Here is a 12715-nt window from a genome sequence, read left to right on the forward strand (position 1 = left end):
ATCAGTGACATAAGAATAAGAAATGAATCTATGATCCTTTGCAGACAGTTTTTGCTATCTCTCATTCCCCTAATCATCGCTAACACTGCGTGGGGCCAAAGCGATTACGGTCCTGTGCAAAGCTATACGCAATCACCTTTTCATACCAACAGTTTGTCACCTCAGCTCCGTTCTGGGTTTTCAATGGATGAAAACGAAGCTGAAGTCTATGGTACAGGTATCATTTCAAGTATCTGGGCTGTCACTCCAGATTACGAATTGGACTATTATCAAAATCAAATCGCCGTCGGTGGCAAATGGCAGGTCGCTTCAGAATGGCAATTAGAATTAAGCTATCGCTGGAACTACGCTGGCAACAACCACCTAGATCGGTTAACCATCGCTTTTCATGATTGGGTTGGCATTGATCAAAATGGCCGAGAGGATGTGGCAAATGACCGATTTGTCATCAATATGCCTGAGTATGGCATAGAGTTGCAAGACTTCCGTGGAGAGAGTCTAAGTCACGCGATCACAAGCTACGTACAATACCAACTGATCAACAAAGAACATCACGGGCTTTCTGTTGGTGGGTCTCTATATTATAACGACACCAAACACGGCATTTTCAGTTCTTCAGAATTCGAACAAGGCATCCAGATAAACTATGGTTATCGCCGAGACAAGCATTCTCTCGATACCCTACTCGCGATAACTTTTCGCAACACGCCAACCGTGTTCAAAGATATGCCCTATCGTTCAAGTACTTGGACAGTCGGAGCAAGTTATCGCTACCAGTTATTGGAAAAACACCACCTGGTCGGACAAATTGCATTTCATGAGGGCGTATCAAACGGAGAAGATGAGTTTTCCAAACCATCGACTGAGTTCACCTTTGGCTATCGCTATCAGATGGAAAACTCGGCAATAGAATTGACTGCCGTCGAGAACATGTTTAATGCAGACAACAGCACAGATATTGCATTTGGGATCGGATACCGATACCGATTTGGAAGTTAACGAATAATACTAAATACCGAATAAATACCAATAAATACCGGACACACACCACGTTCTATGCCAAGCGCCAGCAACTCAATAAAACTGACGTGTCTCTAGGCTTTGTCCGAGCTGAGCTGAAGTCGTCGAAAAGACGACGAAGTATCAAGCTCAGTTAGCGACAGCTAATATGACTAGAATATCAGAATATCGGCGAATATCGGGCACGAATATCGGCGAATAGCGAATATCGGGACACACACCAGTAAATCGAAAGTAAAACTCACCAAATCACCCGAGGGTTATTTTGATAAACGGCCAACTTTGATGAATATTGTCGCCGACTTGGACTCGAGGAAGGTATTTTATTGAATATCGCTACGTTTATTTCAACACCATGTCAGCTATCAAGCTGTGGGGTAATTTCTAAAAGCTTTCGAGTGACGCTTACTCAAAGGTGAGTAAATGAAGCTTTTTCTTATTCAGAGCGGTTTTGGCGATGATTGCCTTGGCTTGACTGCCTACCGCCGTGACGTGAAATTTCTCCAATTGAGTACACACCTTGAGCCAGTTGTTTCTGTTTCCCCCAAGCCTATCTAATATGGGTGGCAGGCTGGTATTCATCGATGCTTTATTGGGCCGAATTTGACGGGCTGTCCAGTCGACTAATTCAAGATAATCCATCAATCGAAAAGGAATGCCGTCTCTTTTTAAGTGGCTCTCGTGACCGATAAATGGATGAAGGCAAGGGGCTGTAGATTGCTGTTGGTTTAAGGCGTCGATTCGAGCTTTGATGGAAGTGAATTCTGAGTCTTCGGGTTTAGTGGCAATGCCTGCTCGAATAGGATTGAGGTCTACGTACGCCATCGCAGCGGTTAGGGCTTTTTCATCCAGCAAAGCTTGGCTTTTAAATCGACTTTCCCAGAAATGCCCAGTGCAGCTATCTTCTTTGTTCGCTTTGCAAGCAATATCGTAGTTAAGCTCCTTCATATACCAGCTTAAATCCCACAGACGTTCTCGCCAACGTTCAATGATCTCGATACATGTTTCCTGTTCCATCGGGTGAGTAAGCTGGCCATCAAGCCAGCGCTGAACAATAGGGGGTAACTTATGCGCCATCCCCCAGCGTTCAACAACCTGATGATGTGACAAGCCCAAGGCTCTCTCTCGGTTGATATTGACGACTAAGTGGTAGTGATTACTCATGATGGCGTAAGCACAAATATCGATGCAGTAGAGCTCAGCAAGCGAGTGCATTTTGTTGACAATCCACTCTCGGCGATGCTCATAACTCACTAGGGTTTGCGGGTCTTCACCACATAAAAAGCTGCGCCTCACACAACGAGAAACGCAGTGATAATAGGATGTGGCTTCAATCGAGATAAGTTGCTTGCGCGCTGTTGTCATCAATGTGTCTCCTTGTCGAACAATAACAAGGTAGCAATCATTCAAACAAGAGTTTGTAATCAGTCCCTCGAAAAGGAGGAAATCATACTTATTTAGTGCTTTTGGTGTGTGTCCTGAATTTACGGTGCTTTTGGTGCTTTTGGTGCTTTTGGTGCTTTTGGTGCTTTTGGTGCTTTTGGTGCTTTTGGTGCTTTTGGTGCTTTTGGTGCTTTTGGTGCTTTTGGTGTGTGTCCTGAATTTACTGAATTTACTCGTATTTGTTTTCAAAGGGGACCTATGAATTAGCCCAAAGAAAAGATTGACATTAATTTCAATCGGGCCTTGCGATCAGCGAGGTGACCATATATGTTGTTAATTTGCTAATTTGCTATCTATTTACTCTGCATCAAGCCAATAAAAATGAGATCTCTTCGTGTCAATGGAGGTTGATTACAATCGAGTCAGAAAGCAGATTACCCCTGCGTGTCAAACCTGCTTAACTTTTGGCAGAAAAATGTCGCTTAATAAGATATCCCGTTTGGCCGAATCAGGTTACTAGCAAAGATATTGCAGTATTAGCACTGCCAGATAGTGAACAATACAGAATGAAAGCACTATGAAAAATAAGGAAAAGTTATGACAAAAAATACAAGCGAAGATTTATTGCCTGATGATAGATTTGAGCGCTTAGATATTACCTATGAACAAACGCCTATGTATCGTCGTCGTTGGTTTATTTGTGTATCGATGCTGTTTTTTATCCCGTTTACATTAATCTTAGTCTTGAGTGGGGATGTCTATTTAAAGCGCAAAGGGGTCGTTTATAGGATGCTGCCTACGCAGAAAAAATTTATTGTAGTTGCTTGTTCTGGATTAATCCTTGTTGGCTTATTCAGGGTAATTATACCGGGATAGTAACTATATTAATAACTTATTTTCACATTCAGCATACTCCGTAATAACAATAAGAACTGTAAGTCACTGAAGTTTTTGGAAAGTGGCGCACTGTATTTCAATAGGTGCGCTTAACTTCACATAATAGAGATGTCATTACTTTTAAAGTAGTTTCACTACCTGAGACAATCGATAGGATACGAATCTAGAAGCGTACTTAGCTCAGAATTGTTCATCACCTCTACAATCTTCATTTACCCTTGGCACCTCCTTACTCGAAATTTTTCACTTTAAGCCGACATCCAAGACTTACATAATGAAAACAATAATTTATCTTATAAAAATCATTCAAACTAGACAGTGAGAACGCCGCCTCAAACAAAGCTGTTTTTGGTGTGTGTCCTGAATTGTCCTGAATTACCTGTCCTGAATTACCTGTCCTGAATTACCTGTCCTGAATTACCTGTCCCCTTCTGAATTACCCTTGCTGAATTACTTGTCTTTGGTATGTGTCTCGAATTACGCATGAATTCCGAAGTTCAGTTTGGTTATTTTGCCTATAAAAACCAACATAAACACAGTTAAATTTCAGCTATACTCCGAAGCCACTCAATGACTCTGTCAATATGAGCGACATATTAACCCCAAGGATTTAAAGGTGCTGATAGATCTTAAACTCAGCGAGTGTTGGCACCTATCACTATGGAGACAGATAGATAACAATGAAAATAGGTGATATGGATTTACTGCAACCGATCATAGGTAAACTAAAAAAGACCTTAGTTCCGATTTACAAATTACTGCTTATTATTTTACCTGTTGGAACGCTTAAACATTTAGCGACCAAGGGATCGACTGTCGCTCAAATTATCTTAGCGAGGCGTTACTATCATGGTAGACGCGTCGCTGGTAACAAAAAATTGGCACTACGTTGGTTGACTAAGGCGGCATCACAAGGAAGCTCTGAAGCAAAAAAAGAACTTGGCCACCTGTATTTTAGTGGTGAAAAATTTAAAAAGGATTGGCGGCTAGCTAGCACATGGTTGCTAGAAGCATACCATCAGGGAGAAAAGGATTGCGCCTCTGTTTTGGGTTTCATCTATGAAGGAAACAAACATTTTCGTCGAGATGTACCAGAAATGTATAAATGGCACAAGATTGCAGCAGAATCAGGATGTTTAGAATCACAAATAGCTCTTGCAGGGATTTACGCCTCAGAAAAAGAGTATATTAACCCTAAAAAGATGATGTTTTGGCTCCGTAAAGCAGCGAATCAAGACGATATAGAGACGATGCTTCTTCTCGCGCAGGGCTATCTTGATGAACAGCATTACGATCTCAATCAGGCGATTAAGTGGCTCAAGATTGCAGCCAAAAAGAATCACCACCATGCCTTATTCCTACTTGGTTACATTTATTCATCGGATAAATATAAAGTAGTTGATTATAACTATGCTTTTCTACAATATTATTACGCAATAAAAGCAGGCTCAGAAGTTGCGCCAGGGCGATTAGGCTATATGTATCAATATGGGTTGGGGGTGGATAAGGATATCGAACAAGCCAAATCGTTATACTCTATGGGAGCCCTGTACAATGATCCATATGCTCAGTTTTATTATGCTGAATTATATCTTGATGAAAAATATGGGATGATGGATTTATTGCACGCTTTCAAGTGGTCTTACCGGGCTAATAAAAACAACCATCCAGGCGCCGAAAAGCAGTTTAAAGCAATCTCTGACAAACTAACGGAATCACAAATAAAAAGAGGCTTACGTGCAGCTCAGCAATGTAAAGTAAAACCAGTGAAAAGTTTTGGCTTTCAAATCGGGTATAGACTGGGAGATACGGGCAAAATATATCGATAGGGTATATCGCTCAATAAGGCATTAAAAAAAGATAAGCCATTTCATCGCATTGGTCAGTCCCGATTTCACCAAGTACCTAAGCACTATCACGCACGGCGGTTTGGCTGCTACATGCACGCTTGCCATTAATTGAGCAAGCGTGACACTTTTTCGACCAAATTCTGGCTTCTGTGAGCCTTACACTTAGATCGAAAGTACTCGGCTCACCGCAGAGCTAATCTCCGCGTCACTGGCATTAAGGCTTAGAGAGAAAGAGACGTACTGATCACCACGCATACTCAGTGAACGGTCGACTTCCGCCAAACAATGCATAACGCTGCCATTCAATATAAAAGACAACTCTATTTCTTTCTTGTTAATGAAGCCACTGTTGCGGAATTCTATCTCCTGATAGCAACCCGATTTAGATGAGAAGTTGCTGCCTCGCAAATGCCCTTTCTCCACATCAGCCTTGACCATAACGAAACCCGCTTGTTCTATGGCGGAGATCACTTTGGAAGCGACTGGCAGTGCTTTTACTTCGACGAAATCACGATCTTTAGGGTCAATTGCGAAATCAATATCCAGCGATGTTTCCACCCAAACATGGCACTGATTCTTTGTCGCAGTGAGTGCCGTAATTGGCGTTTCATCATCTAGCTTTAATTCAAACGGAACCTGTTTATTTTCTTGAGGTTGAATGATAAACGGCTGGACCGCCTGAAGACGACCAATGGTGAAGTTCTGATAGCTTACACCGTTGTCACTCTCCACTTTCACCTCAGTACAAAGCTTGAGATTAATCGCATCAATTTGCTGCTCGACATCGCCCCCTTGAATATGAATAACGCCCTTAAGAGTGTCTCCCTGAAACACAGACATCCTCTCCAGAACGGTATCTACTTTCGCAGCACCAATTCCCAGTGACGCTTTCAACTTACTAAACATAAGGTTTCCTTTTACTTTCTATGTCGTTATTGTTTCTGATTAACATGGGGGATTAGCGCGTCGCAAGAGGTTTCTCTGGATAATGTGTCAACTATCGTTTCGACTGCTCAATCCATCACCAGAGTTGCAATTCCATGACAGATGAATCACTATTTGTATAGTCAAATAAGCCAATTGTTAAAGCGTTATGAGTCAATCACCATTATATCTTCAAATTAAGCAATACATTACTGACAACATCGATTGCGGACATTGGCCTGTTGGGCAGCGTATATCGACAGAACTGGAGCTGACCGAACAATTCAAGGTGAGCCGGATGACCGTCAACAAGGCGATCCGCGATTTAGTCGCCGAAGGTAGGCTGCAAAGGCGACCTAGAGTAGGGACGTTTGTTTGCGCTCCCGATGATAAAGCGGAATCGCCATTACTGGATATTCAGAATATTGCTGAAGAGGTGAAATTACGCGGCAAGGTCTACTCAAGTAAGGTGGTCAGGCAAGCGTCGATGCGTGCCGATGCAACCGTGGCTACCAAGTTGGGAGTGATGTTGAACAGCCCGATTTTCTATAGTGAAATCATTCATTTTGAAGACAACTCCCCTATTCAATATGAGCTGCGCTGGGTCAATAGCGCTTACGCGCCTGCCTACCTGGAACAGGACTTTAGTCAGATCACTCCAAACCAGTACCTGTCTGAAAGCTGCCCACTGAGCGCCATTGAACATACAGTCGAAGCTATAGTGGCAGACGACGAGGTGCGTACCGCTTTGAGACTTGGGGTTAATGAACCTTGCCTACTGCTCAACAGGCGAACTTGGAGTCAGGACAAGCTGGTGAGCTCTGCCCTGCTCTATCACCCCGGGACTCGATACAAATTGAGCTCAAAGGTATTACTAAGTTAGCGAATCCGATACTTTTTACTGATCACATTTTTGCAACAAGTTCCTTGATCAATTGTCATACCTGAATAATTATTTGTATATACATTTGAACTTGTGGACGTTATTACATGCTTGGAAGCGCTTCTTCATCCTTACAAACCAACCGCCGAGAGTTGTTGCTCACCAATGCACGACTGGTTTCTATGGTCGCTGGATCGCATGGGTATTCCGTTTCTGAGCCAAGTCACCTTTTGATTAAGGATGGAAAGATTGCGCAAATCGGCGCGGCCAAGCTGTCTTGCCTAAATTCATATGATTGTAAAAACCAGCTGGTCACACCCGGCTTTGTCGATTGCCACACTCACCTAGTGTATGCCGGCAATCGCGCCAATGAGTTTGAAATGCGGCTTAATGGCGTGCCATACCCTGAGATAGCCAAACAAGGTGGCGGGATTCTGTCTACGGTTCGAGCGACACGAGCTGCAAGCGAGGAAGCGCTGATTAATCTCGCCTTACCACGATTGGACGGCTTGATTCGAAGCGGCGTAACATCTGTCGAAGTAAAATCTGGCTACGGTCTAACCTTAAAAGACGAGATCAAAATGCTTCGCGCCGCAAAAGCACTAGAAGATCACCGTAAGATTCGAGTCACGACCACTTTGCTCGCGGCGCACGCATTGCCGCCAGAGTATGCCGGGAAAGCCGATGACTACATCAAGCTTGTGTGCGAAGAAATCATTCCTCTCGTCGCAGAGGAAAAGCTGGCCACCAGCGTCGATGTATTCTGCGAATCGATTGGCTTCAACTTGGCCCAAACGGAAAAGGTGTTTGCCGCAGCGAAGCAATACGGTCTCGATGTAAAAGGCCACACTGAACAACTGTCTAACTTAGGTGGCACAGCACTAACCGCTCGCTATCAAGGGTTGTCAGCGGATCATATCGAGTATCTCGACCAAGATGGCGTCAAAGCGCTCGCTGAATCAGGAACGGTTGCCACGCTGCTACCCGGGGCATTTTACTTCTTACGAGAGACCCAGTTGCCGCCCATTGAACTACTTCGTCAACACAATATTCCAATAGCTATTGCAACGGATCTTAATCCAGGTACCTCGCCTTTCTCAGATTTGACTATGATGATGAATATGGGCTGTACACTTTTTGGACTAACGCCAGAGGAGAGCTTGCGTGGCGTCACTTGCCATGCTGCTCAAGCGCTAGGCTATGGGAGTAGCCGAGGGCAGATTCAGCCAGGCTTTGATGCTGACCTTGCGATTTGGGACGTCAGCCACCCAGCTGATTTCAGCTATCAGCAAGGGTTGTCACGCTTGTCGGCCCGCATGGTAAACGGAGAGCTAGAACATGTCTAACCTACCGAAGACTAACCAGGATTTTCACTGGCAAGGCCGACATGACGCCGAAGATGGTGTATTGGGTAAACGTGTCCACCACGCTATCAAGCAACTTCAAGTAGAGGATCTTGAACCCTATCGAAACGCGGTCAGCGTTTTGGGGTTTGCCTGTGATGCTGGTGTAGCGCGAAACAAGGGCCGAATTGGAGCGAAGAAAGCACCCGACTTGATCAGACGCGCCCTAGCCAACATGGCATGGCACAAAGAAAGTGCCTTAATTGATTTGGGTAATGTCGTCTGTGAAGATGATTTGCTGGAGCAATACCAGTCAGAGTGCGCTGATGTTATCGCAGAGGCACTGCGTTCTACTCCGGTCATTACCCTTGGTGGAGGCCATGAGGTCGCGTGGGCTTCTTTCCAAGGGTTGGCTCGCTACTTGGAGTACTTGAACCCGTCGAAGCCTCCTAAGATCGGCATCATCAATTTTGATGCTCATTTCGATTTGCGTGCCTTTGAAAGCAATAACGCCGATGTCAAACCCAGCTCTGGCACACCATTTAACCAAATTTATGATTACTGCCAAAAGCATCAATGGCCATTCCATTATGCTTGTTTGGGGGTAAGCAAGGCCAGCAATACACGAGCCTTGTTTGAAAAAGCCAAACAGCTGAATGTGTGGTTTGTCGAAGATAAAGATCTCTCTCATCTAAACCACATCTACCATCTAACCCAGTTGCAGCATTTCATCGATAATTGCGATTACATCTATCTGACCATAGATCTGGATGTCTTCCCCGCAGCGACAGCCCCGGGCGTCAGCGCTCCCGCCGCCCGTGGCGTCAGTATGGATACGCTGGCACTCTTTTTAGACCGAATTTTGCACTATAAACAAAAATTGGTGATTGCCGACATCGCCGAGTACAACCCAACCTATGACGTCGATAGTCAAACGGCAAGGTTAGCTGCGAGGCTTTGCTGGGATATTGCCAACGCCTTTTCCGAAAAATAGAAAAACCAGAAAGGAAAGCGACGACATTGCATGAGGGCCTAGCTCTCGTGCTGGCCGCTTTCAACCTGAAAACGTGAAACACAAGGAGTCTTACCATGACGGAACGCCAAGTAGAAGATATGCGTCTCGATACCACCCGCACGATTCGCGCACCACACGGCACGGATCTGAGAGCGAAATCTTGGCTGACGGAAGCGCCGCTTCGCATGTTAATGAACAACCTGGATCCAGACGTTGCTGAGCATCCTCACTCTCTGGTGGTGTACGGTGGTATTGGCCGTGCAGCGCGAAACTGGGAATGCTTTGACAAGATTGTTGAAGTGTTAGAGCGCCTTGAAGACGACCAAACATTACTGGTTCAGTCAGGTAAGCCGGTTGGTGTTTTTCCAACGCACAAAAATGCACCACGTGTTCTTATTGCTAACTCTAACTTGGTCCCCCATTGGGCCAACTGGGAGCACTTCAATCAGCTCGATAAAGAGGGTCTGATGATGTACGGCCAGATGACTGCTGGCAGCTGGATTTACATTGGTTCACAGGGCATTGTTCAAGGCACATACGAAACCTTTGTTTCTGTGGCCAAGAAGCACTTTGATGGCAAAGCCAAAGGGCGTTGGATTCTGACCGGTGGTCTTGGCGGTATGGGCGGGGCTCAGCCTCTTGCTGCGACCATGGCAGGCTTCTCCATGATCGCGGTTGAGTGTGACGAGTCTCGTATTGATTACCGTCTGCGCACAGGGTACGTCGACAAGAAGGCTACCAGCTTGGACGAAGCACTGGCAATCATTTACGAATCGGAAGAACCTGTTTCCGTCGGGCTACTTGCCAACGCCGCAGATGTCTTCCCTGAGTTGGTTGAACGTAACATCACACCGGATGTTGTGACAGACCAAACTTCAGCGCACGACCCACTCAACGGTTATCTTCCTATTGGCTGGTCGATGAAACACGCCTCAGATCTGCGTAAGCAAGATGAAGCAGCCGTTGTTAAAGCGGCTAAAGAGTCCATGGCGATTCAGGTGAAAGCTATGCTTGAGCTGCAAGAACGCGGCGCAGCTACTCTGGACTACGGCAACAACATCCGCCAAATGGCCCTAGAAGAAGGCGTGGAAAACGCGTTTGACTTCCCAGGTTTCGTTCCCGCTTACATTCGTCCACTCTTCTGTGAAGGTATTGGCCCATTCCGCTGGGCAGCGCTATCTGGTGACCCAGAAGACATCTACAAAACCGATCAGAAAGTCAAAGAGTTGATCCCAGACAACCCCCACTTACACAACTGGCTAGACATGGCTCGTGAACGTATTCAGTTCCAAGGTCTACCTGCTCGTATTTGTTGGGTTGGATTGAAAGATCGTCAACGTCTCGGCCAAGCGTTCAATGAAATGGTTAAAAATGGCGAGCTTAAAGCCCCCGTTGTTATCGGCCGCGACCACTTAGACTCTGGCTCAGTCGCCAGCCCGAACCGAGAGACTGAAGGCATGATGGATGGCTCTGATGCCGTATCGGATTGGCCTCTATTAAATGCTCTGCTGAATACAGCAGGCGGTGCTACTTGGGTATCGCTTCACCACGGTGGCGGTGTCGGAATGGGCTTCTCTCAACACTCAGGCATGGTCATTTGTTGTGACGGCAGCGACGATGCCTCCGAGCGAATCGCACGCGTGCTTCACAACGATCCAGGAACAGGCGTAATGCGGCACGCAGACGCAGGCTATGACATTGCCAAACAGTGCGCAGCAGAACAAGGGCTCGATCTACCTATGCTCAACGAAGCACTGAATAAGCTTAAGTAAGCACACCTGAGGAAAGGAAAGACAAAATGTTAAATTTAATGCTAAAGCCGGGAAATATTAGCTTAAAAGAACTCCGTCAGGTGAGCCGTTCTCCTGCAAGATTAACCTTGGATCCAGAAGCCATTACTGCTATTGATGAAAGCACCAAAGTAGTTGAGCAAGTGATTGCCGAAGATCGCACCGTTTACGGCATTAACACGGGCTTTGGTCTGCTGGCGAACACTCGAATTGCACCAGAAGATCTTGAGACGTTGCAAAAGAGCATCGTATTGTCGCACGCGGCTGGCATCGGTGAGTTTATGTCAGATGAAACGGTTCGCCTGATGATGGTGCTCAAGATCAACAGCCTAGCTCGCGGCTTTTCAGGTATTCGCCTTCGCGTCATTCAGGCACTGATCGATCTCGTGAACTCTCAGGTTTATCCGTGTGTACCTCAAAAAGGTTCAGTCGGCGCTTCTGGTGACCTTGCTCCATTAGCGCACATGAGTACCGTATTACTCGGTGAAGGTCAGGCACGTCACAATGGTAAGATCATCTCCGGTCTAGAAGCGATGAAAATCGCGGGTCTGGAGCCAATTACACTGGCACCTAAAGAAGGCCTCGCACTGCTCAATGGCACTCAGGCATCAACCGCTTTTGCGCTTGAGGGCTTATTTGATGCTGAAGACCTATTTGCTTCTGCAACGACCTGTGGCGCAATGTCGGTAGAGGCAGCACTTGGCAGCCGTCGTCCGTTTGACCCTCGTATCCATCGCGTGCGCGGTCATCGAGGCCAGATGGATGCCGCACTGGCCTATCGCCATGTATTGGATGCCGATAGTGAAATCGGCGACTCGCACACCGGTTGTGAGAAGGTTCAGGATCCTTACTCTCTGCGTTGCCAGCCTCAAGTGATGGGCGCGTGTTTACAACAAATCCGCAATGCGGCTGAGACTCTGGAAGTGGAAGCCAACTCTGTCTCTGACAACCCGTTGGTTTTTGCTGAAGATGGTGACATTATCTCCGGTGGTAACTTCCATGCTGAGCCTGTCGCTATGGCTGCAGATAACCTCGCTTTAGCTATCGCTGAGATTGGTAGTCTGTCTGAGCGTCGTATGGCACTGTTGATCGACAGCGCACTCAGCAAGCTACCGCCCTTCCTTGTTGACAACGGCGGAGTTAACTCAGGCTTTATGATTGCTCAGGTCACGTCGGCGGCCCTAGCTAGTGAGAACAAAACTCTCGCTCACCCCGCCTCTGTCGACAGCTTACCCACATCGGCAAACCAGGAAGATCACGTCTCTATGGCAACGTTCGCTGGGCGCCGTCTACGTGACATGGCGGAAAACACTCGCGGCATTCTTGCGGTCGAGTATCTTGCCGCCGCTCAGGGGTTAGACTTCCGTGCTCCAAACAAATCATCGGCCAGAGTCGAACAAGCGAAACATATTTTGCGCGAAAAGGTCCCGTTTTATGATAAAGACCGCTATTTTGCGCCGGATATCGAACAAGCAAACAGTTTGCTTAAACTCGCCGTACACAATTCACTGATGCCAGACGCGATTCTACCTAGTTTCTAAGCGTCTATATGAGGGCTCCCAATCGGAGCCCTTTGTGCATTTTAGTGTCAGTATTCAGTAATAAAACCA

The 12715-nt window shown here is 46.2% G+C and carries 10 protein-coding genes; 8 read left to right on the plus strand and 2 right to left on the minus strand.

Annotated elements, in window-relative coordinates:
• Window positions 1–30 precede the first annotated feature (30 nt).
• Window positions 31–999, plus strand: a complete 969-nt coding sequence (locus KW548_11245; GenBank protein QXX05760.1) for a DUF3187 family protein — start codon at window positions 31–33, stop codon at window positions 997–999.
• A 426-nt stretch (window positions 1000–1425) separates the two neighbouring features.
• Here KW548_11245 and KW548_11250 read toward each other — a convergent pair whose 3' ends face one another.
• On the minus strand, window positions 1426–2385 hold the full coding sequence (locus tag KW548_11250; protein ID QXX05761.1) for a transposase: 960 nt from the start codon (window positions 2383–2385) through the stop codon (window positions 1426–1428).
• 615 nt (window positions 2386–3000) lie between these two features.
• Here KW548_11250 and KW548_11255 point away from each other — a divergent pair.
• Window positions 3001–3279: a hypothetical protein gene (locus tag KW548_11255; GenBank protein QXX05762.1), complete on the plus strand. Its 279-nt coding sequence runs from the start codon at window positions 3001–3003 to the stop codon at window positions 3277–3279.
• Window positions 3280–3980: 701 nt separating this feature from the next.
• A complete protein-coding gene (locus tag KW548_11260) occupies window positions 3981–5129 on the plus strand; it encodes an SEL1-like repeat protein (GenBank protein QXX05763.1) in 1149 nt (382 codons plus the stop codon).
• Between the two features lie 183 nt (window positions 5130–5312).
• On the opposite strand, the gene KW548_11265 is transcribed toward KW548_11260, so the two are convergent.
• The gene (locus tag KW548_11265) at window positions 5313–6056 is read right to left on the minus strand and encodes a sporulation protein (protein ID QXX05764.1); all 744 of its coding nucleotides are present in this window, start codon (window positions 6054–6056) and stop codon (window positions 5313–5315) included.
• A 187-nt stretch (window positions 6057–6243) separates the two neighbouring features.
• Between KW548_11265 and hutC the strand changes: the two genes are divergently transcribed.
• The 5 genes from hutC to hutH all read left to right on the plus strand — a co-directional run bounded on the left by hutC (window position 6244) and on the right by hutH (window position 12646).
• Window positions 6244–6957: a histidine utilization repressor gene (gene hutC, locus KW548_11270; protein ID QXX05765.1), complete on the plus strand. Its 714-nt coding sequence runs from the start codon at window positions 6244–6246 to the stop codon at window positions 6955–6957.
• Between the two features lie 107 nt (window positions 6958–7064).
• Window positions 7065–8303, plus strand: coding sequence for an imidazolonepropionase (gene hutI / locus KW548_11275; GenBank protein ID QXX05766.1), 1239 nt, complete (start codon window positions 7065–7067; stop codon window positions 8301–8303).
• Window positions 8296–9294 carry a formimidoylglutamase gene (gene hutG, locus KW548_11280; protein QXX05767.1) on the plus strand — a complete coding sequence of 333 codons (999 nt, stop codon included), beginning with the start codon at window positions 8296–8298 and terminating at the stop codon, window positions 9292–9294. Before hutI ends, hutG begins: the two co-directional genes overlap by 8 nt.
• A gap of 95 nt (window positions 9295–9389) precedes the next feature.
• Complete coding sequence (locus KW548_11285; protein QXX05768.1) at window positions 9390–11087, plus strand: urocanate hydratase; 1698 nt, start codon at window positions 9390–9392, stop codon at window positions 11085–11087.
• Between the two features lie 26 nt (window positions 11088–11113).
• Entirely contained in the window at window positions 11114–12646 is a 1533-nt protein-coding gene (hutH, locus tag KW548_11290) for a histidine ammonia-lyase (protein QXX05769.1), read from the plus strand.
• Window positions 12647–12715 lie beyond the last annotated feature (69 nt).

Origin of the sequence: Vibrio neptunius (genome assembly GCA_019339365.1) — a bacterium.
Classification (GTDB): Bacteria; Pseudomonadota; Gammaproteobacteria; order Enterobacterales; family Vibrionaceae; genus Vibrio; species Vibrio neptunius.

Bases quoted from the DNA above. Each gene is read 5' to 3' on its own strand.
- KW548_11250 (QXX05761.1), bottom strand. From the start codon at position 2,385: ATGACAACAGCGCGCAAGCAACTTATCTCGATTGAAGCCACATCCTAT.
- KW548_11260 (QXX05763.1), top strand. From the start codon at position 3,981: ATGAAAATAGGTGATATGGATTTACTGCAACCGATCATAGGTAAACTA.
- KW548_11285 (QXX05768.1), top strand. From the start codon at position 9,390: ATGACGGAACGCCAAGTAGAAGATATGCGTCTCGATACCACCCGCACG.
- hutC (QXX05765.1), top strand. From the start codon at position 6,244: ATGAGTCAATCACCATTATATCTTCAAATTAAGCAATACATTACTGAC.
- KW548_11245 (QXX05760.1), top strand. From the start codon at position 31: ATGATCCTTTGCAGACAGTTTTTGCTATCTCTCATTCCCCTAATCATC.
- KW548_11255 (QXX05762.1), top strand. From the start codon at position 3,001: ATGACAAAAAATACAAGCGAAGATTTATTGCCTGATGATAGATTTGAG.
- hutH (QXX05769.1), top strand. From the start codon at position 11,114: ATGTTAAATTTAATGCTAAAGCCGGGAAATATTAGCTTAAAAGAACTC.
- KW548_11265 (QXX05764.1), bottom strand. From the start codon at position 6,056: ATGTTTAGTAAGTTGAAAGCGTCACTGGGAATTGGTGCTGCGAAAGTA.
- hutG (QXX05767.1), top strand. From the start codon at position 8,296: ATGTCTAACCTACCGAAGACTAACCAGGATTTTCACTGGCAAGGCCGA.
- hutI (QXX05766.1), top strand. From the start codon at position 7,065: ATGCTTGGAAGCGCTTCTTCATCCTTACAAACCAACCGCCGAGAGTTG.